At 35.1% G+C, this 25,808-nt stretch carries 26 protein-coding genes; 8 read left to right on the top strand and 18 right to left on the bottom strand.

The features are described from left to right. Positions 1–12 precede the first annotated feature (12 nt). Positions 13–1,380: a guanine deaminase gene (gene guaD / locus AC2CGN_RS02175; RefSeq protein ID WP_484511827.1), complete on the bottom strand. Its 1,368-nt coding sequence runs from the start codon at positions 1,378–1,380 to the stop codon at positions 13–15. Between the two features lie 251 nt (positions 1,381–1,631). On the opposite strand from guaD, the gene AC2CGN_RS02180 reads away from it, so the two are divergent. Continuing rightward, positions 1,632–1,883, top strand: a complete 252-nt coding sequence (locus AC2CGN_RS02180) for a hypothetical protein (RefSeq protein WP_484511829.1) — start codon at positions 1,632–1,634, stop codon at positions 1,881–1,883. Between the two features lie 21 nt (positions 1,884–1,904). Here the strand turns inward: AC2CGN_RS02180 and AC2CGN_RS02185 are convergent, their stop codons facing one another. Continuing rightward, the gene (locus AC2CGN_RS02185) at positions 1,905–2,801 is read right to left on the bottom strand and encodes a LysR family transcriptional regulator (protein WP_484511831.1); all 897 of its coding nucleotides are present in this window, start codon (positions 2,799–2,801) and stop codon (positions 1,905–1,907) included. A 115-nt stretch (positions 2,802–2,916) separates the two neighbouring features. On the opposite strand from AC2CGN_RS02185, the gene AC2CGN_RS02190 reads away from it, so the two are divergent. Beyond that, positions 2,917–4,119, top strand: coding sequence for a YbfB/YjiJ family MFS transporter (locus tag AC2CGN_RS02190; RefSeq protein WP_484511833.1), 1,203 nt, complete (start codon positions 2,917–2,919; stop codon positions 4,117–4,119). A gap of 359 nt (positions 4,120–4,478) precedes the next feature. Here the strand turns inward: AC2CGN_RS02190 and AC2CGN_RS02195 are convergent, their stop codons facing one another. Next, on the bottom strand, positions 4,479–4,964 hold the full coding sequence (locus AC2CGN_RS02195) for an NUDIX hydrolase (RefSeq protein ID WP_484511835.1): 486 nt from the start codon (positions 4,962–4,964) through the stop codon (positions 4,479–4,481). A 186-nt stretch (positions 4,965–5,150) separates the two neighbouring features. On the opposite strand from AC2CGN_RS02195, the gene AC2CGN_RS02200 reads away from it, so the two are divergent. From AC2CGN_RS02200 to AC2CGN_RS02210, 3 genes are all read left to right on the top strand, one after another. After that, positions 5,151–5,603 carry a 2-thiouracil desulfurase family protein gene (locus AC2CGN_RS02200; protein WP_484511836.1) on the top strand — a complete coding sequence of 151 codons (453 nt, stop codon included), beginning with the start codon at positions 5,151–5,153 and terminating at the stop codon, positions 5,601–5,603. A gap of 951 nt (positions 5,604–6,554) precedes the next feature. Then, positions 6,555–7,121 (top strand): sigma-70 family RNA polymerase sigma factor, encoded by a 567-nt coding sequence (locus tag AC2CGN_RS02205; protein WP_286924223.1) that lies wholly within the window; start codon positions 6,555–6,557, stop codon positions 7,119–7,121. After that, positions 7,118–8,224: a DUF4179 domain-containing protein gene (locus AC2CGN_RS02210; protein WP_484511839.1), complete on the top strand. Its 1,107-nt coding sequence runs from the start codon at positions 7,118–7,120 to the stop codon at positions 8,222–8,224. Before AC2CGN_RS02205 ends, AC2CGN_RS02210 begins: the two co-directional genes overlap by 4 nt. A gap of 56 nt (positions 8,225–8,280) precedes the next feature. Here AC2CGN_RS02210 and AC2CGN_RS02215 read toward each other — a convergent pair whose 3' ends face one another. From AC2CGN_RS02215 to AC2CGN_RS02255, 9 genes are all read right to left on the bottom strand, one after another. Beyond that, positions 8,281–10,668 carry an FtsX-like permease family protein gene (locus AC2CGN_RS02215; RefSeq protein ID WP_484511841.1) on the bottom strand — a complete coding sequence of 796 codons (2,388 nt, stop codon included), beginning with the start codon at positions 10,666–10,668 and terminating at the stop codon, positions 8,281–8,283. A gap of 3 nt (positions 10,669–10,671) precedes the next feature. Further along, positions 10,672–11,430, bottom strand: coding sequence for an ABC transporter ATP-binding protein (locus AC2CGN_RS02220; RefSeq protein WP_484511843.1), 759 nt, complete (start codon positions 11,428–11,430; stop codon positions 10,672–10,674). Positions 11,431–11,777: 347 nt separating this feature from the next. After that, on the bottom strand, positions 11,778–12,296 hold the full coding sequence (locus AC2CGN_RS02225) for a DinB family protein (RefSeq protein WP_484511845.1): 519 nt from the start codon (positions 12,294–12,296) through the stop codon (positions 11,778–11,780). A gap of 41 nt (positions 12,297–12,337) precedes the next feature. Beyond that, positions 12,338–13,771, bottom strand: a complete 1,434-nt coding sequence (locus AC2CGN_RS02230; RefSeq protein WP_484511847.1) for a sensor histidine kinase — start codon at positions 13,769–13,771, stop codon at positions 12,338–12,340. Positions 13,772–13,780: 9 nt separating this feature from the next. Further along, positions 13,781–14,491 (bottom strand): response regulator transcription factor, encoded by a 711-nt coding sequence (locus tag AC2CGN_RS02235; RefSeq protein ID WP_429980909.1) that lies wholly within the window; start codon positions 14,489–14,491, stop codon positions 13,781–13,783. A gap of 6 nt (positions 14,492–14,497) precedes the next feature. Next, positions 14,498–15,211 (bottom strand): ABC transporter permease, encoded by a 714-nt coding sequence (locus tag AC2CGN_RS02240; protein ID WP_484511849.1) that lies wholly within the window; start codon positions 15,209–15,211, stop codon positions 14,498–14,500. A 21-nt stretch (positions 15,212–15,232) separates the two neighbouring features. Further along, positions 15,233–16,111 carry an ABC transporter ATP-binding protein gene (locus tag AC2CGN_RS02245; RefSeq protein WP_429980913.1) on the bottom strand — a complete coding sequence of 293 codons (879 nt, stop codon included), beginning with the start codon at positions 16,109–16,111 and terminating at the stop codon, positions 15,233–15,235. Positions 16,112–16,292: 181 nt separating this feature from the next. After that, a complete protein-coding gene (locus AC2CGN_RS02250; RefSeq protein WP_484511851.1) occupies positions 16,293–17,309 on the bottom strand; it encodes an ABC transporter permease in 1,017 nt (338 codons plus the stop codon). After that, positions 17,306–18,034 (bottom strand): ABC transporter ATP-binding protein, encoded by a 729-nt coding sequence (locus AC2CGN_RS02255; protein WP_429980917.1) that lies wholly within the window; start codon positions 18,032–18,034, stop codon positions 17,306–17,308. Before AC2CGN_RS02255 ends, AC2CGN_RS02250 begins: the two co-directional genes overlap by 4 nt. 207 nt (positions 18,035–18,241) lie before the next feature. On the opposite strand from AC2CGN_RS02255, the gene AC2CGN_RS02260 reads away from it, so the two are divergent. The 3 genes from AC2CGN_RS02260 to AC2CGN_RS02270 all read left to right on the top strand — a co-directional run bounded on the left by AC2CGN_RS02260 (position 18,242) and on the right by AC2CGN_RS02270 (position 20,210). Then, positions 18,242–18,850, top strand: a complete 609-nt coding sequence (locus AC2CGN_RS02260) for a TetR/AcrR family transcriptional regulator (protein ID WP_286924212.1) — start codon at positions 18,242–18,244, stop codon at positions 18,848–18,850. A 96-nt stretch (positions 18,851–18,946) separates the two neighbouring features. Continuing rightward, positions 18,947–19,573 (top strand): TetR/AcrR family transcriptional regulator, encoded by a 627-nt coding sequence (locus tag AC2CGN_RS02265; RefSeq protein ID WP_484511854.1) that lies wholly within the window; start codon positions 18,947–18,949, stop codon positions 19,571–19,573. Beyond that, positions 19,566–20,210 (top strand): CPBP family intramembrane glutamic endopeptidase, encoded by a 645-nt coding sequence (locus tag AC2CGN_RS02270; RefSeq protein WP_484511856.1) that lies wholly within the window; start codon positions 19,566–19,568, stop codon positions 20,208–20,210. The genes AC2CGN_RS02265 and AC2CGN_RS02270 overlap by 8 nt, the downstream gene beginning before the upstream one ends. A gap of 60 nt (positions 20,211–20,270) precedes the next feature. Here the strand turns inward: AC2CGN_RS02270 and AC2CGN_RS02275 are convergent, their stop codons facing one another. From AC2CGN_RS02275 to AC2CGN_RS02300, 6 genes are all read right to left on the bottom strand, one after another. After that, on the bottom strand, positions 20,271–21,068 hold the full coding sequence (locus AC2CGN_RS02275; RefSeq protein WP_484511858.1) for an ABC transporter permease subunit: 798 nt from the start codon (positions 21,066–21,068) through the stop codon (positions 20,271–20,273). Further along, positions 21,065–21,958: an ABC transporter ATP-binding protein gene (locus AC2CGN_RS02280; RefSeq protein WP_286924208.1), complete on the bottom strand. Its 894-nt coding sequence runs from the start codon at positions 21,956–21,958 to the stop codon at positions 21,065–21,067. The genes AC2CGN_RS02275 and AC2CGN_RS02280 overlap by 4 nt, the downstream gene beginning before the upstream one ends. A gap of 5 nt (positions 21,959–21,963) precedes the next feature. Continuing rightward, complete coding sequence (locus tag AC2CGN_RS02285) at positions 21,964–22,611, bottom strand: TetR/AcrR family transcriptional regulator (RefSeq protein WP_484511860.1); 648 nt, start codon at positions 22,609–22,611, stop codon at positions 21,964–21,966. Positions 22,612–22,858: 247 nt separating this feature from the next. Further along, complete coding sequence (locus tag AC2CGN_RS02290; protein ID WP_484511862.1) at positions 22,859–23,758, bottom strand: hypothetical protein; 900 nt, start codon at positions 23,756–23,758, stop codon at positions 22,859–22,861. 241 nt (positions 23,759–23,999) lie between these two features. Continuing rightward, positions 24,000–25,157 (bottom strand): tyrosine-type recombinase/integrase, encoded by a 1,158-nt coding sequence (locus AC2CGN_RS02295; protein WP_484511864.1) that lies wholly within the window; start codon positions 25,155–25,157, stop codon positions 24,000–24,002. A 76-nt stretch (positions 25,158–25,233) separates the two neighbouring features. Continuing rightward, positions 25,234–25,734, bottom strand: a complete 501-nt coding sequence (locus AC2CGN_RS02300) for an ImmA/IrrE family metallo-endopeptidase (protein WP_484511866.1) — start codon at positions 25,732–25,734, stop codon at positions 25,234–25,236. Between the last annotated feature and the right edge of the window lie 74 nt (positions 25,735–25,808).

A 25,808-nucleotide genomic window follows, 5' to 3' on the forward strand; every position in this document is an offset into this window, starting at 1 on the left:
CAGAGTCGCGAGTTATGCTCTTGTGTGAACTTTATTTCCTTGTACCCACACCTCACGGATATTTTCGGGACGTACAAGATACATGATTTTTTGGAAGATATCCTGTAAATCTTCGTTGTTTTCAAAAATAGGTAGTTTGGCTGCTGGTACTTTTGTATCGATGATTTGTACATCCCATGTATAGTTCTCCTGTAGTCGACCGACTGGTAAGCTTAAGCTTTCGCCACCACCAGCTGTTGCTAAATAAAATGCTTCATTTATCGTAATACGTGAATTTGCTACGCCTCGTTTTTCGGCAGGAAGTGAAGTATCAACGCCGTCTTCTAGCATTCTAGATGACATAACAGCTTGTCTTGCATTATCAAACAAACTTGGAGAAAAACCGCCTGAAAGATCTGAGCCTACCCCTATATCCACACCCATTGAATGGAAGCGTGCAATAGGAATAACACTATTTGCAAAATAAGCATTGGAGATAGGACAATGACCAATTGCAGTGCCAGTTTCAGCAAATAGCTGTGCGTCATCATTGCTTAAAAAATTACAATGTGCCATCACAGATTTAGCGCCTAATAAACCAAAATCATGTAAGGCAAAGGCGTCATTTTTCTTAAATCGTTCCTTCACATAGCCATGCTCCCAGTCGCTTTCACTACAGTGTGATTGAATATGCGTATCATATTTAGCAGCTAATTCACCCAAGCCCTTTAAGGCATCGTCCGTACAGCTTGGAATAAAACGTGGTGTAACGACTGGATAAACACCCTGTTTTGTCGTTTTTGCTAGATCTTTCACAGCTAAAATAAACTCTTCTGTATCCTTTAATGCTGTTTGGGTATCTAAATCACGGTAGTAGTCTGGATTTTGCTCAGGATCATCCATAACAACTTTACCAACTAAGCCTCGTTGTCCTTTTTTCGCACAGATTTTTGCTAATAGTAAGCTTGCTTCCTTATGAACAGTAGCAAAATAGAGAGAGGTAGTTGTACCATTTGCAAGTAACGTGCTAACTAAATCTTCATAAACCTCTTGTGCAAATGCTAAATCAGAAAATCTGGATTCGATAGGAAAGGTGTATGTGTTTAGCCAATCATAAAGTGGAATATCTAATGCAGTACCCGCCTGAGCCCATTGGGGAGCATGTACATGCAAATCGACAAAGCCAGGTAAGAAGTATTGACCTTCCCCTAAGGAATGGAAATTTTCTTTACCTTGATATGTAGTAAGGAGATTTTGATAGTCGACATGATCGGGAGCAACAGTTTTTTCAATCATACCTTCTTCATTTATAAAGAATAGATATTCTTTTAAAATTTGTACTTCACTAGAAGACTTACTTGAAAAAGCTGTCCCTTTAAAAATTTGCGTATATTTTGACATAAAAACCACCCTAATGTTCGTTTATTGATAATTACTTGGACTATTATAGGTCATTTAAATTGTTTAGTCTATAAAAAAACGAATATTAAATATTGTTACTAGAATGACTTTAGCTATTTTTTTACAGCTTTGACAGGCATTTAGGTAAAATTAGAGAACTAGTCATAATTCAATGGTATACAATTAATGATGTAAAAGTTTCTTTTAAAAAGGAAAACAAGGCTTAATGAATGTCAAGGAGGAGGATTTATATGTTGGTCAAAGGGCATAGTTTTAAATTATCACTATTTTATTGGCTTTTGTTCATTCCGATTTTTTTAGGAATAAGTTATCAGTCATTATTTTTTGACTGGCAAATACAAAAGTATTATTTTAAAGAATTTGAAGATTTTGGTCGTTACGTCCTTGTCTTAGCAATAAGTTTTATAGAAGCATTTATCTATGTATTAATTATCCGATTTATTGTATTTTTGTTTCAGAAACAGCTTCATCTTAATAAATGAATCGTATTTGAGAATAAAATCTCAAATACGATTAATAGAGTCGTTAATAATATCCATAAACAAATGAAAGGCCGCAGAGATATTTTGTTCGTTTTTTCGTGTACAAAGATAGATGGGTCTTTGAATATCAATATCTTTTATAAAGACTCTGGCTACTTGTTGCCTTTGAATAAAGCTTGAAGCAGCTATGGACGGTGCTAGCATTGTACCGTAGCCAGCTGCAATGGCATGGATCGATTCATTAATGCCATCAAGTTGCAGACCTACTCTTGGAGGCGGAATTTTATGAACCTTGCATAGTGCATTTAAAAATTCCTTTGTTGAGCTGCCGTCTTCTCTAGAAACAAAGGGCTGTTGCATTAATTCTGCTAATGTCACAGTTTGATCTGCCATTGGGTGTCCATAAGGCACGATAAACCAATAATCCAAATTGATCAGAAATTTATAATTAATATCTGGATGATGACCATCCTCTTTTACGATAAAGGCTAAATCCGCTTTATAGTGAAGCAATTCTTCAATAACCTGCTGGGAGTTCGCGGTTTTTATATGGATATAAGAATTCGGGAAGGCTTGCTTATAGTTAGCTAACCATTTTGGTAATAAAAAATGGGATGGCACATGGGTAGAAGCAATTTGTAATTCTTCATTCCCAGTATTTTTTAATTGCTCTAACTTATTTTCAATATCCAATTCTAAATCAAATAGTCGCTGTGCCTGTTTAAATAAAAATTCCCCATTTTGTGTTAACGTGATTCCTCTTCCCTTAGATTCCAACAAGGTTAATTCTAAATCTTTTTCTAAATTCCGAATTTGTATAGTAACAGCAGGCTGACTAATCATTAATGCTTGTGCTGCCTTCGATACACTTTTAAGCTCGGCTACTTTTGTGAAGAGTCTAAGAGCATGTAAATTCATGAAATTTCTCCTTATATAAAAATTATTTATCCTTTTATATAAATTATATATTAGATTTATTAATTTGCACTCTGTATCCTTTTAATTACTATAAAGTTTTAGGGGAGGGGACGAGATGAACCGACAGCACATCGGAATTTTATTTGGAGGGGTACTATTGCTCGTAGTGGCAATGGGCATTAGCCGATTTGCCTTTACACCAATTTTGCCATTTATGCGGCATGATGTCGGATTTTCTTTTGAAGTAGCAGGATTTTTAGCATCAAGTAATTATATTGGCTATTTCATTGGTGCATTATGGGCGGGATTTATCCATCGTAATAGGAAGAACTTTTTATTGTTAAATGTTGTCTTAAATGTCCTTTCCGTTGTTCTAATGGGCATTATTGGAATATATAGTGTTTGGATTGTGCTTCGTTTGATTGCAGGCATTACAGGCGGTCTTATTTTTGTTTTAACATCAAGCATTATTATGGATTACTTAGCAAAGCGCTCACTTTCACGGTGGTCAGGCTATTTATTTAGTGGGATAGGCTTAGGAATTGCAATCTCCGGCTTATTCGTACCCGTTCTTGAGGGACATTTTGCATGGCAAGGTACATGGATAGGTTTAGGAATTTTATCAGCGCTGTTTTTAGGCATGACGTACATTCTTTGGAGAGGATTAGATGTACAAGATAGCAAGAAGGCTGAAAAATCCTCCGATACAAAAATGACAAAGGGCTTTATGCCGTGGTTAATCGTGTCATATGGTCTAGAGGGCTTAGGTTATATCATCACAGGGACATTTTTAGTCGATATTATTCATAATATTCCTTCACTCCAAGCATATTCTTCCTATAGCTGGGTTATCGTTGGGGTAGCAGCCATACCCTCAGCACCAGTTTGGACTGTGTTGTTAGAAAAATTTTCTGCAATAAAAATCCTGTTTGTGGCATACATATTACAAGTGTTAGGCATCCTGCTACCAGTATTTTCACAAACTGTATGGAGCGTTTTATTGTCTTCATTTTTATTTGGCTTAACATTTGTAGGGATTGTGACGCTGACAACTTCCTATGCTCGTCAGCTTTTCCCAACTCAAAGTGGCCCCGTTGTGTCTTTATTAACAACGTTTTATGCATTTGGGCAAATTATTGGACCAATTATCGCAGGACAGCTAGTGGAAGTTTATAGTAGCTATAAGGCAGCACTAGTATTTGCAGGTGGTATAGTATTTCTTGCCTTGCTCGTCATGCTATGTGGACGATGGTTAACAATGAAGCAGCAGGCTACATCAGAAAATGTATTGACCATTAAAACACAATCGAATTCCTAAAGAAAAGCCTGAAATTCCAAGTGGATTTCAGGCTTGAATGTTTTATCTTCATTCAGCAAATGTTTTCTGTAGCGAAAGCGAAGCGACAGCTACAAATGTTTTTTTATCGAAAGCATAGCGGTAGATGTTTTATGCGCGTAAACGGAGTGGCAGCGGCAGATGTGTTATGCGCGTAAACGGAGTGGCAGCGGCAGAAACAGAAGACTCCTATCTCTACAGGTGGTGAAATGTTGGAATCAATTTGCAGAAAGCTTTACAGAATAAATTGATCGATGTGCAGAATGGGATTTGCGTAGCCAAAAAAATAATTATCTAAGTCTCGTAAACGCTACTATCACGTTTACGAGGTCTTTTTAGATTTAGACAGTAAATGCTTGATTTAACGGGGTACTGGTCATATCAATGAATGTACTATCTTTATAGGTAACAATATATTCGTAGTTGATTGATTCATCAAGCATCTTCGGTAAATAATATTTTAAATCTGCTATTCCTACATTTTGAGGGTGCAAAATCCAAGATAGGTCTTTCCAATCAAGAATACCTTCTGCGACCTTAATAGGTGTCACATATGGGTAGGATTCTGGTAGTTCTGCAATGAATGCATACATGCAACCAAAGTTAATATTTCCATCAGTCCATGTTATTTTTCCTTTGTATGTAATGTCTTGCAAGGCAATGCCGGTTTCTTCCTTAATTTCACGTAATGCACTGACCATTGGCGTTTCACCTTGCTCAATTTTTCCACCGACACCATTCCAAGCGCCCATCCATTGTGGCTTCTCTCTATTCAGTAATAATATTTTGTCTCCCTGCTTAAGAAAACAAATTGTATATTCAACCAAGTTCTTTCCTCCTTAAAAATATGCCATAGAGGTCTTAAGTCTACTATAGCAGTTGTGTCAATTGGAAGTTATAATAAATGTGTCTTACCAGTCCGTATAGGGATAAAAATATTGTAACAAAGATTCAAAAATTTAACGTGATATTTAAAAGAAGCTGTGTTGATACTGTGGAAATGAGGAAACGTTGTGATAGTAATAAGTGCTTGCTTAGCAGGATTAAAGGTACGCTATAATGGGACAGATTGTTTAGATGAAAGAATACAACAGCTTGTATTAGAAAATAAGGCTATAACTGTGTGCCCTGAATTGATGGGTGGCTTTACTACTCCTCGTGAGCCCGCTGAAATAGTTGGCGGAGATGGGGAAGACGTTCTTGATGGAAAAGCGATTGTAGTGGAAAAATCGGGCCGTGATGTAACGGAGCTGTATCTAAAGGGTGCCTATGCAACTTTACATAAAGCGCTTGAACTTGGCACGACGAAGGTTATCTTAAAAGAGTATAGTCCATCCTGTGGCAGTGCAATGATTTATAATGGTCATTTCAATGCTACAAAGAGAATCGGTGTAGGTGTTACAACCGCATTACTAAGAAGAAATCATATAGTGGTTTTTTCAGAAGAAGAATTTTTTACAGAATAATAAAGTGAATTCCTTGCGTATAAAGGAATTTCATGTTGTTGAAATACTATTATGTCAAGGAAATCAAGGTGACAAATCAAAAAGTATAGCCCTTTTTCAAAACGAGGGGTTGATCTCCGTTCCGACTGAGTGCTTTGTAGCTGTCGCTTTGCTTTCGCTACAGAAAACATTTGCCGCTGACGCTTCGCTTTCGGGCAGAGCTTCCTGAAGGCGTCCGATGAGCCGCTTGGGGCAACAGGAGGTTGGTCACGAAGGCGTTGTCACAGGACGTGACGATTTTAGCCTTTGTTCCCCTAATCTGCTCGCTCCAGGGTCTCATCTGTGACGCTGTGATCCCCAAGGAGTCACTCATTCTACACTCCATTCAACCATTGCTCATAGTATTTTCATTGGCATTTCACATAAATGTATAGTGATAAATTGAAGTCTTAACTATCACTTTTTTTCGCAAAAAAGAAGCTGATTACATTTTTCTATTCGAAAGCAGTGCGACAGTAATAAGTAGCTCTATGTTTAGTTATAAAGTAGTTTTATGGACAAAATGTAGGTTGACAGCTATAGAATTTTACTACTATTCTATCCATTTAATAATGGTGAGTAATATGCTTTTACTTTACTTTTGAAGGAAGAAAATATTTAAAGTTCTACACTATTGCTGATTGGAGTGCAAGGCTACTCGACTCCCGTGGGATAGCGGGACAGACGAGACCCTGCACGGAGCGTCAGCGGAGGAAGCGGCTCGTCGCTCGCCCACAGGAAAGCGAGTAGCCTGGAACGGAAATCACCTTTATTTTGGCTAAATATTCACATAGAATCCCTTGACTATTTAGTTTTTCAACACTATGGAATTCCTTGCGTATAAAGGAATTCTTTTTTTTGAGAGAAAATGCTTGATATGTTCGTTGTATAGGATAAAGAGGCCTAAACAAGAAGTTGAGAGGAATTGGTGCCATGAAATCGAATGAGAAAAATTTCATCAAGCGATTAAAACGACAGAAAGAGGATGCCCTAGAATATGTCGTGGATCAGTACTTATCGCTTGTGAAAGGTGTTATTTATAAGGTGCTTGCACCATTGCAACAGGATTACATAGTTGATGAATGTATCAATGATGTCTTTTTAAGTATTTGGGACAATATTGAACAGTTTAAAGGAGGTACTGATGATTTTCGAAAATGGCTATGTGTCATCGCTAAGTTTAAAGCATTCGATTATTACCGAAGAGCAGTAAAGAATAGAGAAGTATCCTCTGAGCACCCAGACTTACTAATCGACCCTTCAGTTGAGGAAGTGATCATTCAGCTTGAAAATCAAGAAGAATTAGTAAAATTAATTAACACACTCGATGCTATAGATCGAAAAATATTTATCATGAAATTTTTCATTGGTATGAACACAAAGGATATTGCAATGCAAGTTGGTTTGACAGGTGCAGCTGTTGATAATCGCATATATCGAGGCAAGAAGAAATTACAGCAGCAAGCAATTGAATTAAAGCTTGGGGGTAATCCGACATGAAGGGAATTTATAAATTTTTCAATGACGTGCAGTTAGATAAGAAGGAATTTATCGAACTTGATGTTAGTGATTTTGAAAAAGCACAGGTAAAAAAACGATTGAAGCAAAGCTTAAAGAAAAAGAAAAAAGGAGTGAGACGATGGCGGCAAATTGCTGTAGCGTTTCTTTTCATAGGACTATCTGGGACGATATTAGGATATACTTTTCCAGCTCAAGCAGGGAGCATTCCTATTGTGAAAAACATCTTTCAATTTATAGACGGAGATAGATCTTTTCTTTATGAAAATTATAAAGAATTTTCAACAGCTATAGATTTATCTGAGGTGAGCAAGGGTGTGGAGATTACCATTAATGATGCCCTTTACGATGGTGAAACAATTTTTATAACCTATTCTCTCAAGAGTAAAAAGAAATTAGGTGACCAACTAAGAATTCATGATACATCTTCATCTTTAAAGGATGCAGATGGCATGGCTTGGGGCTCAGAAATAAAAAGAGTAGACGATTACAATTATGTTGGTTTGTTAACAGTTGGGAATTTCGGAACAAATGTTGGGGATACAGCATACTTAGTATGGAATATTGATAAAATATTGATGGAAAAATCAAATACAATTATTAATGGTCACTGGCGTTTTGCCTTTTCTGTAGAGGCAACCTCAAAGTATACGCAAATAGTGAATAAATCTTCGTCTCTTGATGGTATCAACGTGACAATTAGACAAATCACCCATACACCGATGTCCACCATTGTATATGTAAGGCAACAATTAGATCAGCATATTTTAGATTATTGGGATAATATTGACCTAGACTTTACAATGACAGATGATATGGGGAATAACTATGATGGCTTGAATCATGGGGGTCGCGGTTATCCACATGATATTCGTACAGGTAAGACGTTTGGAAAAGTTGACGAAAGGGCAACTACACTGAAGATTATGCCACATGTCCGGCTCATGAAGTCATCTGTAAATGATGATGAACCAATAGAGGAAAAGAATGCTTTTGGAGAAACTGTTGTGAGAAATAGCACTGTAGAGATAAAGGACTTTAAAGAAATAAATCTTGAACCGATTGTTATTGAATTGAAAGAATAGGTAAGATATGAAAGGATGAAACTGCCCTCGCTCTTTTATAGAGTAAGGGCAGTTTTTTAGTCAACGAGTAGAATTCGAGGTGATGTTTTGGCAATGATTTTTGTGGATACCCAGCAACCAAGACAGGCTGCCACAACACTTAAGAAGGATAATCCGATGGTTATTGGCCAATTTATCAAAAGAGGTAATTCTAGTAAGCCATATTCTAAAACAATACTTTGTAAAGCTACGGGAATTACTTTTACACCGATAAAAATTCCAAACATAGCCCCTAGTGATGAAAGTAATAGAATTCCAGATGTAATCGACCATCGAATAGTATTTGAGGTCATACCAATAGATTTAAAAATTCCATAAGTTCCGCTTTCTTTTCTTACGTTTATTCTAGAAACACTAAAAATAATGATGAATGTTACAGCAATAAATAAGATTCCTATAATAGATAATGGGATGATTAAAACAGCGATCACTTCTTTATAGACAGCATCTAATAATGTTTGTTGTGTGACAGCTGAAACAGAGCTTTTAAATTTATTGTTTAAATCATCAACGATTTGAGCTGATAATGTCTCATCTACCAAATTGATCATACTTTGTTCTGAAGCAGAATAGGTAGCATTATAAACTTTGATCACATCAGCGGTAATTCTCGCTGTATTAGACATATTGGCGATCGATTGATAAATACCAGTTACAATCAAATGATGCTGTTTGCCTTCGATATAGACTTCCACAGTATCCCCTAGATTTTTGTGTAAAGCCTTCGCTACATTAATGCCAATCGCTATTTCATTTTTATTTACAGGATTACGGCCAGAAATTGTCCCGTATCCAACATCTTCAAAACTACCTTCAATAGTATCAACATTAATATTTAACGGCTGATTTGTTCCATTAGGGAGAACCCCTGTAAATTGATCTAGCCAAGCGTGATTTTTAATACGGTCGTCTGAGCGTAAAAATTGTTCAAACTGTTGTTTTGAAAATGTTGCATCATTTGAAACCTCTACGACAACATGTGATGAATCGTAGCCCAATGCTGGTGTGTTTTGTTTGATGTTGGAAATAAAGCTATTATAAATGACTGCACTAAACACTAAAATTGCAGAAGTAATAGCTGTAAGAACAATAATAAGAATGGAACTTTTCATATTTTTAGTGATGTTTTTAATGCTAATTTGAAGTTGAATCGGCAAATGACCTAAATTAGAAAGACGATTAGAGTTGTTTAAACGCCGATTCAACTTACTGTTTGCAATTTCAGACATACCGTATTTAATTGCCTGTACGGGTTCAACGTGACGTGCTTTATTTGAGTAAATGAATGCAGTAAGGATAACAATGACAAGGATTATGACAGCAAGTAGCATAGTGATTCTAAAATCTTGAATAATCGTTAAATGCTTTCCGGCCTTTAAATACGATAAAGAGCTTTCTATGATCACTCTGGAAAGGATTGTACTGGCAATAAGACCAAGAATAATTGAGAACACTGATAATAAACCGAATTGTAAAACATAGGTCGCACTAATTTTCCGAGAAGTGAGTCCAAGAGATTTAATAACACCAATCGTTTTATAGTTCGTTAAAATGGCATCAGAAATACTAAAACCAACAATAAACAATGAAATGAATAACATTGCTACACCAAAAGCGATCATAATAAAGCCGATAATTTTATTAATAATTAAATAAAACGCAGCGATACTCTCGTATGTCTTTTTTGATTCAAGGTAGGGGCCTTTTAAAAATTTTTCGAATTCTATCCAATAGTTTGCACTTTGCTGATAATCATCAAAGCGAAGAGCCATCATATACTGTTCAGACCCTATCATCGTATCAAATTGTTTATGGAAGTCAGAGTCGTTCATCCAAATACGAGCATTCCCTGTAAAGGGTCCACCATATGGCAAATCTACAACTATACCAGAAACGCTTAATGAAAAAGCTCTTTCGCCGGTGTTAAATTCAATAGTATCTCCAAGTGAAATATTCGATGTAGTAGCCATCGATGTGGGAATCCAAATCGTTCCTTCAGTAGGATAGTCCTGATTTTCTCCCTCCGAAAATAGTAATCGATCAACAACAAAGGGCGTTTTGGGTGTATTCATCATGAATAAGTAGAGATTTGGCGTTTCTACACCATTCGCTGTGAAGCCAGATAAATTTCTATAAGGAATGAGATTCGAGGCAGAAACCCCTTGTTGCCCTTGCCACCAATTGTTGACAGTGTTTGGATTATGAATATCCTTGCCCATCGTTAAAATTTGGTGCGCCCCATTTGAATCATGATGTGTTTTTTCAAAAATATTGTTTGTATTCATCAAAATCGTTACAGAGGTAGCTAATAAAAGGGTGGATAGCATAATTATAATTGCTAATAGTACATTTTGGATTTTCCTTTTCTTAATATGTGCAAAGCAAAGAGTAAGTATTGCGTGCATGTTTTACTCCTTTCCCGTGACATAAGAAAAGATAATATGTTCACGCTCTTGTATGCTAGCATCATCGTATTGATCGAAGTCTAAAATACCTCCAATTTTTCCATCTTGAATGATAATAAGACGATTTGCACGACAGGCCGCTTTAATATCATGCGTAATCATTACGACAGACTGACCTTTTTTGTTTAAATCCGTTAAAATATCTAAGATAGCTACACCATGATCGTAATTTAAACTACCAGTTGGTTCATCTGCAAATAGAATCTCTGGGTCATTGACTAATGCTCTAGCAATAGCAGCTCTTTGTTGCTGTCCACCAGAGGTTTGCGAAGGTAAACGATTCCATTGCTCCTCAAGTCCCATTTTATGTAACAGCATCTCCGCTTTTTTTATCACATCTTTTTTAGGGTATTTTGCAATATATCCTGGGAGGGTGATATTTTCTAGCAATGTCATATCCGGGACGAGATTACTACTTTGATAGACATATCCTATCTTTTTAGAGCGAAATGTAGCTATCTGCTGTTCGGTAAATGTATCCAGCCTTTCTCCATGAAAATAAACTTCACCAGTCGTAATAGAATCAAGACCACTTAAAAGATAAAGCAGTGTTGATTTACCCGAACCAGAGTTGCCCATAATGACTGTAAAATCTCCTTTATATATTTCGATATTAATATTTTTTATTGCATGAAATTGCTCACTCCCTGTGGAATATGTCTTACATAGATTTTGAGCACGAATAAGTACCTCTTTTTCCACGAGAATACCTCCTCCATTTGATTTTATTTCTTTTAGTGTAAGGGGGATTTATTATAAGGTCCTTATTAAATTATTAATAAATTATTACAAGAACTAGAAGATTTGAAAATCGTTCTTTGTGAAAGCACAAAGCCGATTCCGGACGCATTGTTTATCTGTGCGAAAGCGAAGCGACCAGTCGGAAAAATCAACCCCTATTTTTGCTTAAAAGTCATACTTTATTTAAAAGGTCACTTTAATTTCATTGACATTATAGTTTTTCAACAACATGAATTATGTAGAGACATGATTATAAAGACAAAAATAAGCTTTGGATAGAAGATGATGTCCAAAGCTCTTTCATAAAATTATAATGTTTTCACTTGCTCAATTTTTAATCCAAAAATTTGAGGCGGTTCAATGTTGTTCATTTGTAAATATGCTGAGATTTGTCCACGATGATGAATTTCATGTTCGGGAATCGACATAAGTATTCTCCAAGCACTTACCTCATGACCATGAAGGGTTAAAACCTTTTTTGACAACATATCGTTCCCAATTTTCAATAGCCCCTCTGTTAATTGAGTTTGACATGACTCTAAATAATTAGAAATTTCCTCTAGGGAAGCCCCATTACTAGTATCATGTCCTGTATACGTCCACGAGCCATGTTCAAATATTCCAAGAAACATTAAACGAGCTGATGCGATATGCCGCAATAAATCACCTATAGAAAATTTATCTTCAGAGGGCTTCCACTCTAAAAGTTCATCAGGTATTGCCTTCATATATTGCATCGTTCGTTTATGAATACCATCTAAATATTTTACATATTCCTTTATGTCATGAATCATGTCTTCACTCTCCAATTTTTTTCTGACTTTCATTATTTATATTCTTAATTTTTCGAAATTACCCTCTTGGAAATTTAAATAATAGGCAGGGTTAATGTAAATATTGTTCCTCTATTTTGTTTGCTTTTAAATGAAATAGAACCATTATGCGCGTCCATAATATGCTTACAAATAGACAACCCGAGTCCAGCTCCTTCATTTTTCACAGCAGTTTCACCAGTTGCTTGAATACCTCTGAAGTAGCGTTCAAAAATAAAAGGCATATCCTCAGGTAGCATTCCATTACCATTATCTATGACATTAATGTATAGTAATTGGTTTTTAATATTGATGGAAACGGTTATGGAATCGCCTTTAGAGGTATGCTTTAGTGCATTCGTAATAAGGTTTGAAAGCACCTGCTCTAGTCGATGCTCGTCTGCTCGAATAAGGACATTAGGAATATACTCAGGCTCGATAAAATGAATGCCAGTCGTTTGGACGTAATGTTGAATGGGATGCAAAATGTTCGTAAAAACATCTTTGCTATATCGCTCTGTTAAGTTAACTGGGATATGTCCAAGCTCCTTCAACGTGTGAATAAATAAATCATCAATGAGTCTAGACATTTTTTCAGTATTTGTTTGCATGATTTGAATATATGACATAAGCGAATCCATGTCAGGACAAATTCCCTCCGAAATAGCATCCAAATAAGCTTTTATTGTTGTTAGAGGTGTTCTTACTTCATGTGAAATACTAGATATAAGCTTTTTTTGGTTTTGCTCCTGTTCATCTCGTTGGAGCGTAAGATTTTTTATTTCTAAGCGCATTTGATCAAATACCGCATACAAATCTCCAATTTCATCTATTCTCGGATACACCGTTTTCTGTTCATAATTACCTTTGACAATTTCCTCTGTACTTTTCTTCAAAGTATGTAAAGGCAGTAAGATTTCCTTATTAGCCTTCCGTATCATGTACAAGGCAAGCCCAATAATAAACAAGCATAAGAAACCACTTATAACGATTATCATAAAATGATTAGAGCGCTTTACAGGTAAGAGAATATTTTGATCAATGGTGAAAACAGCGTTACCAATTTGTTCTTGCTTGTCATTAATAATGGGGAAAGCAATTTTAATTTTTCCAGCGAGTTGTTGTGACGTAAATAAATCATAATGTAAATCGTCTTTTAAGCTGATAAACTGTGAAGGGTCTTCTTCAATGGAATTAAAAATAACCCTCCCATCTAATTGAACGACTATGATTTCTATATCTTGGCTATTGCTCATTTCTTGAAGGGAATTGCGTAAATTTAAATTTTGTTCAAGACTTGTAAAATGGTCTTCTATGTACAATAAAACATTATTTACCTGTAAGCGAATTTGATTGATAACGTATTCATTTGAAGGTGCCTTATTTTGTTTAACAGTAGTAAGCAGTAATAGAAGGAAACAAGTAAATAATAGAAAAACACAAATTAGTATAGACCATAGCCATTTCTTCATCCAAATTTTTAAATACATTAGGTTCTCCTACGAATGATTTTGAGTACTAAATTTATAACCAACACCCCAAACAGTTTGAAGGTAGACTGGACAAGATGGATTGACTTCAATTTTTTCACGTAGACGTCTAATATAAACGGTTATTGTATTTTCATCACCGTATGTGTCATAGCCCCAAACAGCATCAAGCAGCTGCGCTTTGGAGAACACCTGATTACTATTTTTCATTAGAAAATAAAGCATTTCAAATTCTTTTGCCGATAGAGGAATATGCTTTTGATTAAGGGAAAAGGTATACTCGTTTTTATTGATAATCATCTGATCGATTTGAATCAGATCCACCTTTTCTGTATTATCTAGCAGCCATCGATCTTGTTTCCGTAAATGCGCTTTTATCCTTGCTACTAGCTCACTTAACGAGAAGGGCTTCGTCATATAATCATCTGCACCGAATCCCAGACCCAGAACCTTATCAGTATCACTGCTACGAGCACTTAAAATTAATAGGGCAACATTACAATTTTCACGAATTTGACGACATAATTCGATGCCATCATAATCAGGGAGAGATAGGTCAAGTATAATAAAATCAGGAGGGCAATTTTTTATAGTTTGAATAGCCTCTTGTCCAGTTTGAACAATATAAGGCTCAAAATGATTGACACTTAAATAGTCCCTAATGATAGTAGCAATATCACCTTCATCTTCTATAATTAGGACTTTTGCTTTTTTTAACATAGACATTTATCTCCTCAGTAGTTTTCGATTAGCTAGGAGGAAGAATAACATAATGACTAGCCACGCATAAATAAAGATCCAAGCAAACTGCCAATAAAAAATGCTTGGTATGGCTTTTATGGAATCTTCTGAATCCATCATTTCTAACGAAAGACGGACAGGTGGAAGCAGCCAAGTAAGACCTTTCACTTGCGAAATTGTGTCGTGTAAGGTAGCACCTACAATAGAGATGAGTAAGATGCCTAGCACACCCCACCAAGTATTGTGCTTATTTTTTATAAGCTCTCTTGTAAAGATAGCTGAAAGTGCAATGGCTAGTATAGCTAAACTAAAGTGAGAGAGGAAGCCTAGTAAAAGATGTATTGATCTTGGTGTTTCTCCAAAGGCACCAATTAAAATAGGGTAAAGTACTGATATCAAGCTGAAGCCTAATGCAAGCAGTCCACAAATACTAAAAATGGCTAAATTGTATTGTGTTCGACTTTTAGCATGTATCGTTGTGATTACTTTTTGCTCCTCGTCCTCCGCGTGAAACAGTGTGACCGTAAACCATCCCATTAGAAAAAAGAGTATAATGGCTGTGAATGAATAGCTATCTAATATAGGATTCGGAACAAAGGTATAATTGACGACAAGACATAACACAAAAATTGAAAAAGGTGGGACATATTGAAAAGTCCTTAAATAATTAATAAATTGATAGCGTAATAAACTGAGCATTCTATTATCTATTCCTCCTCGTTAAAATTGGCGATAGAAATGTTCCTCCTGATAGTTGATTGGCATTAATTGTTTAATGGAGGCATGTTTGCGTAGAAGGTCCTCTAAAATTTGATTGGTATCCTCTAATTTGATGACAGTAACAATCTCAAAATGGTCAGAATTTACCTGATTTTGCTGTTGAATATCAAGGAAAGGTAAAAGGTTTTCCAATAGTGCTGGATCGGCAATCTCAAAAATTAATCGATTGCGCTGTGTATGATTGGAAGAGAATGAATCTGTCTGGATAATTTTATTATTCTGAATAACAAAAACGGTGTCAACAAGATGCTGAAGCAATTTCGTTTCATGGCAGGTGAGAACGATGCTCAAACCGTTGTCTTTTAAAATAGAAAGGGTTTCTTCTAGATCACTCTGTGCCTTTGGATCAAGACCAGATAATGGCTCATCCAAAATTAGTAAATCTGTATGTTCAAGCATTGCTTGCATAATCATTACCTTTTGCTTCATACCTTTTGAAAAATGAATGATTCGACTATTCCTTGATTCCTGTAAATGAAACATTTCTAGTAAATCATCAATTTTTTGCTGTAATTGTTTTGGCGCCATTCCTCGAATTCGGCCCATATGAAAAAGATATTCTTCTGGCGTAAATAAAATATGTGAAGGTGTCACCTCTGGCACATACCCAATCTTTAAAGATTGCTGGTGTTTAATAACTGCACCACTGTCTGCATCTATTAATCCAGCAATGATCTTTAAAAGAGTGCTCTTTCCAGATCCGTTCTTTCCTACAAGAGCTATGATTTGATGGGCATAAATTGATAAGCAAGCATTCTCTAAAATCTTTTTGCCTTTGTATTGTTTAGAGATGTTCTGTATCTCCATCATTATCTTCATTTTTATACCCCTTTACTTTTATTGATATTTAGAAACACCTATGTATGATGACACTAATTGTAAAACTAGTATAGATGAATATCTGCTCTTTTACTATGAAAATGGTGGGGTAATTTTCTATTTTTGGTCATTCTATAAAAAAGAGCTCTACCCGGGATATGGTAGAACTCTTCTAAATGCATTATAAGGATCGATATTTTTTTAGGCTAATAATATTTAGAATAATGAATACAAGGGCGAAGCAAGCAAGTATCACTAAATCCATAGCAATGTCAGGAAAAGCATAGCCTTTATACATGACACCATTTAATGCATCAGCCGCGTAGTAAAGTGGCATAATACGCCCGATGTTTTGCAGCCATTCAACCATATTATCCAATGGAAAAATGCCTGAAAAAAATATTTGAGGAACAATAACAAGGGGAATAAACTGCATCATTTGAAATTCAGACGTTGCAAAGCTTGATAGCAACGCCCCTAACGATAATGAAACAAGTGCTACAACAATATTGATTAGCAAAACAAGCCAAATAGAGCCAACATGAACAATATCTAATATATAAATGCCAAACACAACGATAATAATGGTTTGAAGGAAGGCAAAAAAACCGTAGCCAATCATATAGCCTGCGACAATTTCTGAGCGTTTAATCGGTGTTGCTAGCAAACGTTCCAGTGTCCCAGAAGTGCGTTCCTTTAATAATGCTATCCCTGTAATTAAAAAGACAAAAAAGAAAACAAAGAAGCCAGTAAGCATTGGACTAAAAATATCAAAGATAGCAGTATTTTCATCCCCATATACATACTCAGTCTTTAGATTAATCCTAGAAGCTTGTTCAGGCTGTAAGGCTTGTGAAAGCTTCATAATAACAGCTTTAGTACTAGAAGGGTCATCATTTAATAATGTGAGCTTTATATTATTTTGCTTAAATGCTAACCATCCATCATATTGTTCTTTCTTTAACAGAGCTGAGGAATAATCATTGTTTTCCACTACTTTAACATCTACAGCTTTAAGCTTTTCGATGAATGGTGCTGGGCCATTCGATACAACAAGCGTCATCTCAGGCTCATTACTATTAAAAATAAAATACATTAAGGAAAGAATAATTAAAGGTGCAATAAATAATAAAGCAAGTGTCCGTTTATCGCGTTTCATCTGCTGCATAATTCTTGTTACGATCGCACCAATCCTCATCGCACATCACCCCCAGCCTTTACAAATACCTCATCAAAATCTTGTGCTTGATAACGGTCTTTCAATTCATGCGGAGTACCGTATGCAATAATCTGTCCACTTCTTAGCATCGCTAATTGATCACATCGTTCTGCCTCGTCCATGGCATGTGTTGTGACAAGAATTGTTTTCTGTTCCTCGTCTTTTAATCGAATAAGCTCTTGCCATATTTCCTTTTTTAAGACAGGATCAATGCCAACTGTCGGTTCATCAAGAATTAAAAGCTGTGGATTTTGGAGTAGGGCAATGGCAAGAGATAATCTTCTTTTCATACCCCCAGAGTAATTCATGACCTTACTATGTAAATCATCTGTTAAACGAACGAGATCCGCCGCATAGGCTACTCGTTCAGCACGTTCTTTTTTGGATAAACGAAAAAGCTTTGCAAAAAAATGAAGATTTTCTTTACCTGTTAAATCCAAATAAAGTGCATCAGATTGTGCCATATAGCCGATATCCATCAGTAACTGCTTATGAGGAACAATATGGTTCAATACTTGAATACTACCGTTATCAGGTTTTATCATGCCCATAATCAATTTGATTAACGTTGTTTTCCCACAGCCCGAGGGACCAAGTAATCCGATAAGCTGACCCTTTGGAATTTCTAAGGAAAGGGGTGCAATCACTTGTTTTTGATGAAATCTTTTTTCAATGGAATTTAATAATATCGCATTATTTCCCATATCTCCATCTCCTTTACTGAACACAGTGTTGATACATGAAATTTTAAAATAGTGTATAGGGAATTACAATCAACAGATAAAGAAAATGTGTTAAGTGATTTTATGGGAAATGTACAAAAGATAAAAAGAGACTATATTGATACGAGGGGAATTTTTCGCTAGCATATAAAGGATTGAAGTAAAGAATCAAACAGCAGGAGGTTAACGATGTCTATACATGAAAAGATGAATTTTGAAACAAAGCAGGCAATCAAAAAGACTTTAATCCAACAAATAGAGGAAGTAGGCTTTGAACGAGTAACCGTAAAAAATCTAGCTTTAGCGGCAAACATCAATAGAGGCACTTTTTATTTACATTATACGGATAAGTTTGAAGTAATGGAGGATTTACAGCAGGAGCTATTAAATGAATTAGAGGGCTATGTTAAAAATGTTCAGCCTGTAGAAGCCTTCCACACCGTAAAAAAAGGACAGCTTTATCAACCATTTGTTGAGATATTTCAATGCATTAAAAGGCATGCAAGGGTTTTTCGCGTTTTTTTAGGGGAACAGGGGAGTCCAATTTTTATAAATAAAATGAAAAAGGTTTTTAGTAATCAACTTTTAAATAGCCTATCTCTTATTCAAGAGGAAACGGTAGATCCAGAATTTCGACAATATTTACAGGCTTTTTTAAGTTCTGCGATATTAGGAGTAATTCAGGAGTGGCTCGATAGTGGCAATGAGGATGTTGAAGAAATGGCCATCATCCATTTTCGCTTAATACGCTTTTTCGGGAACTTGGCTGCATTACAAGTTAACGTAAATGATTTATAATACAGAATTTCCTATTTTTTGTTGAATTGACAAATGTGAAAATGTACAATAGAATAATATTGACTGACTAGTCAATCAAAAAAGGAGTGTTTAGAAATGCCAAGGAAATCAGAGCTTAATCAAGAATTAAGGGATGCGCGAAAAGAACAAATATTAAAAGCTGCCTTGATCGTTTTTGCAAGGAGGGGTATGGTCGCAACAAAAATAAGTGATATTGCTAAAGAGGCAGGATTAAGTCATGGTCTTGTCTATCATTATTTTAATTCGAAAGAAGAGATTTTTTCATTGCTTGTAAAAAAAGCGGCGAATAGTTCCATTGAGATTATTCAACAGGCAAATGAAATTAAGGGAACACCACTGGAGAAATTAAGATGGATGACCGAGCAGATATTAAATAGTTTTGTAGATTCAGAGCATACATTACTTTTTTTAATCATGATCCAGGCAAGTACCTCGGATGCTATTCCAGCTGAAGTCAAAGAGCTACTAACTGGAGATCAATCGTTATCACCAGTTATGTGTACATTGCCAATTATTGCAGCAGGGCAAGAAAAGGGAGAAATTATTTCGGCAGATCCAGTAACTTTGGCTGTTACCTATTACGCTTTTATACAAGGCTTAGCTATTAATAAAATTCAATGGCCTGAATGCCCCATCCCTGACGCCAATTTATTGTTGAAAATTTTTATAAATGAAAAAGGAAGTAGTTATCATAATGAGTAGCCAAAAGAATATATCACTTTTACTATCACCATTCATAATTATTGGCATAGGATTTTTAACCGCAACTTTTTTTAGTCAGTACATAGATGGGTGGGCTTGGATTCCCTTGGCAGTAGTTTATTGGAGTTCGATGGGTATCTGTATTATCCTATTTAAAGGAGATAGACCAATTAAAAGCTGGCTGGGGAAGTCGAATACATCAAAATTATGGATTACTATTTCTTTAATAGTGGGGATGTTTCCGTTAAGTATTCTACTAATGAACTACCAATTATTTGATTCCGCTTTATTACTAATACTATGGTTACTATTTGCTTTCATTAATCCTTGGTTTGAGGAACTTTATTGGCGTGGAGTATTACTAGATGGGCTAAAAAAAGATTGGTCAAAATGGTTTAGTATAGTATATTCCACTTTATTTTTTGTGTTAAGCCATCCGTTTATGTGGGGTGTATTTTCAATTGCCAGTAAATCCTATCATTTATATATTTATCTAAGCCTAGCTGGTATTGTTTGGGCTATTACATATTTTAAAACAAAGAGCTTAAGGTGGGTTATTTTTTCACATTTTATTGTAGATATTGGTAATTTAACCGTGCTAACATTTCTCAATATTTATTTACCACCAACCATGTAGCATATATGTAGGAAAGCTTGGTTTAAACCTCAAACCAAGCTTTATAGATTGGCATGTATTTTATAAGTACAAATCACGTTTCACAAAAATGCGAACAGCTAGTGTATAGCATAGTAGCCCAATTAAAAATAATGTTCCAAGCATCCAGATAGACGAGCTATCCTGAGCCATTAATTTTTCTGGAGCAAATAATGAATAGATTGTAAAGTACTGAAGTTTTTCTAACGAACCTCCCATATTGCTTAGCGCCTCTATTAAATAAAAAATAATTGGTAAGCCCGTACTATAAGCATAGGAGGTTTTTAAATCCTTACTACTACAGGAAACGAGAAAACAGTAGCCACTGATGGCAAAGTGTAAGAAAAATAGACCTAGATTTAATGTAAGAAAAGCAGGGATGTCTAATTCACTAGGAAATAGAAATTCTGAAAAGATTATGGCAACTAAAGTTGTCACAGCGAGCAGTATAAAGATGCTAGCAATTAAGAAAGACGCTTGTGTAAATACAATTTTTAAGCGTCTATTCGGCGTTGCAATGAGATAGGCCATTGAACCATTATCAATATAGCCCATTATAAGTTTATTCGCTAACATGATAATGAACACTAATGGGAGAATTAATAATAAAAATCCATAGAGATAGGTGGATAAAAATTCAATTAACGTATCACCAATAGAACCCATTCCAAATGCGGCCATCATTTCTGGCATAGTAGCGGTAAGCTGTTTTAGGGTGTTGTTCATTTCTGGATTATACATATAAACAATACTGATAATATAGAGCATTAATACTGCGAGTATAATACAAAATAATTTAGCAGTGGCTAGCATCTCATGTTTTAGCAAAGGAAAGTTCATGATTCCTGTCCCCCTACATCGTAGTAATGCATAAAAATATCTTCGAGTGATTGTGAAATAACATCGAGATCCATCATTTGATAGTGTGATAATGTTGAAAGTAATGTTTGGACATTCCCCTGAACCTTGATAATCACCTGAGTTGGACTGATTTGCTCAGTCGTAAATGGTTCCTCTAGGAAGCGGGAAAGCTCCTGCTCATTTTGAAATTCAATTAAGAATTTTTTTGATTTGCGTTTTTTTAGATCAGCAATGGCTTCTATGGCAACAATCTTACCAGCATTAATAATGGCTACTCTGTCACAGGTCTTCTCAATTTCCTCAATCATATGAGAGGACATGAAGATAGTCGTTCCTTTTTCTTTTTCTCCTATTATCAATTCAATAAATTTTGTTTGCATAAGAGGGTCTAATCCACTTGTCGGCTCATCTAAAATGACTATTTCAGGGCTATGCATAAAAGCACAGACTAAACCAACTTTTTGCTTCATGCCCTTCGACATTTTCTTTATTAGACCTGTAGCATTTAATTCAAAGTATTGCATCAGCTCATGGGCTCTTGTTAGATCATGTAATCCTCGCATTTTGGCAATAAATTGAATAAATTGCTGTCCTGTCATTTTATCAATAAATGCTATTTCACCTGGTAAATACCCTACAAATTTTTGTATTTCAGCTGTAGCTTTTCGGCAATCTAACCCTTTTATTGTACAAATGCCTTTAGTTGGCTGTAAAAAGCCCATTAAATGTCTAATTGTTGTAGATTTACCTGCACCATTTGGACCTAAAAATCCAAATACCTCACCCTTTTCAATCTGTAAGTTCACATTTTGAATGCTATAAAAATCCCCAAACTTTTTAGTTAACTGATTAATCTCAATTAATGTCATCCTATTCACCCCTTTGTGTTTCGGTATAATAATTGTTTTAAAAATTCAAAATAATGCGTTGCCTCTGCCATGCATTGCTCTAGTAGTTGATGAAAGGCTTCAGTGTTATCCAAGTTGCTTTTTAATTGCTTTTCATATCGATCACTGATTCCATCCGTTACCCATCTAATTGTATCTAATGCCTTAGTCCTATCTATATTTTCATGGAATAAATTATAATCAATTCCAGCGAACACCCGAGTATAGGAAGAATCTTGCAGCTTACTATTATATTGATCAAGCTCATTTCTTACTTCTAAGCTTGTTTCAGCATATGTCTTTTTTAAGAAATCAAAAAGTGTATGGTATTGCTGAATTAATGCCAATTTCATCATCATGATTTGTTTATAGCGTTTAAATATATCTGGTTCTTCCAAATCTAAGCTGTTATTAATGGCATCAGTGAAAATTGTTGTTACATAGTCATATAAGTAAAGATATAAATTCTTTTTACTACCAAAATAGTGAAATAAAATTCCTTTTGATATTTTTGCATCCTTCACTATTTTATTAGTTGAAGCGGTTTCGTAGTTATGAATTGAGAATTCTCGTAGTGCAGCATTTATAATTTTATAACGTTTTTCATCATCTAAATTTTGAAATGCTTGAAACAATTTTTTTCTCCTTATTGTGTATTTTAAGCCGATTATATACGCATTGACCGGGTTGGTCAATAAAATTGGTGGATAATTTTTCTAGAGATATAGATAGGGAAGAACAAAAGAGGATTGTTAAAAAATGAAGAACAAACTTGTGGAACTCCACAGGGTGGGGGACGAAGGCAGAAATTATTATTTCCATGTGGACAAAACCTTCGTAGGATTACCCTGAGGAGTTAAAACTTTTTTGCAAACGTCTAATCTACTTTCCATAATAATTATTCAATGTTGCTTCTAAGCGTTCTTCTAAATTCTTTGAAATATAGCTCAATGTAAATTGCTCTTTTTCTAGCTCAATTTGAGAGGAACGAAACATTTTTGCGAAAAAGCCTACTTTTCTTTCCTGAGAGAATTGCTGTAGGGCCTCTGTGCGCAATTTGGAAACAATTTCATTCTCAATATGACGCTCCCGTATTTTTTGGACGATGGTCTTCACGTTTCCTTCCTGCAGCTCTTGAATTTGTTTTTGTAAATTTTCGTTTTCTTGTTTCAGTTCAGCTGTTTCTTTTTGTATGTCTTCAAAAGAACTTGACTCAGCGGATAGTAATTGAACTTTTTGTGTAAGAAATTCTTGATTAATGGTTACCTGTAAGGCCCCCTGCTCTTCATTTGGCTGAATGGTAAAGAGTCCTGTTTGGATTATCTGCTGTAGAACATTACCGAGAACATCAACTTTATTGGCTAAATCATCATTCGTCATCGTTGTTGCAGTTATTTGATGGTTGGGAAGTTGACCATTATCATCCATCCCTAGTAAATGTTTTAGACCTTTGACACGGTGCTTGTCCTTTAATAATAAAATCATCCGAAGTCTTAAAATGGCAGAAAGATTTAAACGAATATTGGTGTTTGGGCTAATTGTAGCATCATTAAAAATGTACTGTTCAAATGGTTTAATATAGTACCGAAGCATCGCATCAGTGATGTCAAACCAACCAGCTACTTCTGAAATAGAATAATAACTTGATTCTTTAATATGTGCTAAATAAGCATCATTATAAAGAGTTTCTTCTAAATGCGGTTCTTGTTGTAAGATAACAAATAATGGGTCATGTTGTACAATTCCGAGTACCATTTCTTTTGTATCATGTAGTTTCAGCATCCTTTACACCCCACTTTAATTTTCGAAAAAAATGACCTCTATATAGGTTTCTATTCTGCTGGAAGCATTTGTATGCCTATTTTATGTAGGAAAAAATCAATAGCATCAATTATGTGAAAGCTTCCCCCTTTAACTCTTAAGAAAAATATAAGTTGTAATAAGTGGAATTGTGTTGATATATAAGGGGGAGAAAGGTACCCATTTAATGCGTACCCCAATTTGTACCCCAAAATACAATAAATCATCCAAACTTCAGTAATGTGTCCATTACTTTTACAACTTCCTTCTCTTTTTCTCGTAAAGAATGAGCATAAACCTTTAAGATCATTTCTACAGAATCCCCCAACATTTTTGCAACAGTAGTTATAGGAATGCCTTGAGAAATTAAAACGGAAGCGCAAGAGTGCCTTAACATGTGGGGTGTGATTTTTTTTATAACTCCTGCCTCAAAAGCACGTTCTAAAATGTAATTAGGGAATTGTCTGGAAATAGGCTCTAATAGTTTTTCGTTAATAAAAATATAATCATCCTCAGCTAATACTTTTCCATGCTCAAGAAATTTTTTCTTAGACCAGATTTTATATTTTTCTAAATAAGATACTAGGTGATTACCTACATCAATTTTTCTCATACTATTCCAGCTTTTTGTCGAACGAGTTCCTAAGTGATCTCTAGTTCTTTGAATAGTAATGATATTACTTTCAAAATCAATATCATTCCATTTTAAACCAGACGCTTCACCTTTTCTGATTCCAGTAGAAACAAGAGTTAAAATTAATACAAAATGAGTAAATCCTTCATTCCTTTTAATGTAGGTTAGCAATTCTTCAATTTCATGCAAATCTAAATGTTTCTCTTCAAAAGGTTTATGAATATCCTTAGGAATAATAACTTTGGAAATTTTATTACGAGTTAGTATTTCATCATCTACTGCAGCATTAATAGCATGATTTAACACAGCATGGACACCGTATACTGTAGACTGTGAAAAATCTTTTAGTAGATTATTAATATAGTCTTGATAGGATGTTTTCGTTAGATTATTTAGCTTCAAATGTCGTAATGAAGGTAGGATATGATGCTCAATATAGTATTTATACAAATGTTGAGTACTTACTTTCCATTTAGGATGATTTGCTTGATACCACATGTTTAGCCATTCTTCCATTGTTAAACCCTGATTTTCAACTTTTGCAAGATTTCCAGATAAAATGTCTGCCTTCAATTGCGTTAATGCTAGTTCAGCAGCTTTTTCAGTTTCAAATCCATTTCTACTTTTCTCTTTGCGAGCACCAGATGTGTCGTAATAACGGTAACGGAATGCAAACTTCTTCATCTTACCATCCTTATACCAATAAATATGTTCTTTTTTTGTTTTGTTATATTGTTGTCTAGCCATCCTTTTCACCTCAGTAATCCCCGGACAGGTATCTAAGAGGAAACGATAATCTTAGACTAATTCAACATCACTCCTTTCAGTACTTTTTTGTTGCTTTTGAATCTAATTCAAATATAAATTTATTATTTTTATATTGTTCTAATCTTTTATAAGCTAAATCCCATTCAACATTGAATAGCTCTTGAATTAGTTGAATAGCTTTATCCTCGTTTACCGGTAAGTTAATATTGTTCAACATAAATGTTGGTACACATGCTTGTAACACGAAATTATTGGCTTTCCATTCTTGATACTCAATCCATGAGTATGGCATCTTTTCCTGGCTACCACTATGAAATAAAACATGACAAAGTTCATGACAAAAATCTTGCCACAATTGTTTAGGAGATAAATCTTGGTCTAAAAAAATATAAGCTCGGCCACCTAAAAATAAAACTTGACTAGGATTATCCCAAAAATAAACTAGAATGCCTAACTTGTAGGCAATTTCATTTAAATCTAGTTGATGTGGTATCAAAATACCTAACTTTGTATATAGACCTTCGATAAAATCTTCTGTGTATGTAGAATACGACATTAAACCATCCCCAAACTCTTTGTAATAAAACGTATGTTCTTATTTAATTTACAATAAAACCCCACTTCTAGGAA

The organism is Lysinibacillus sp. DFXJR4 (assembly GCF_057196045.1).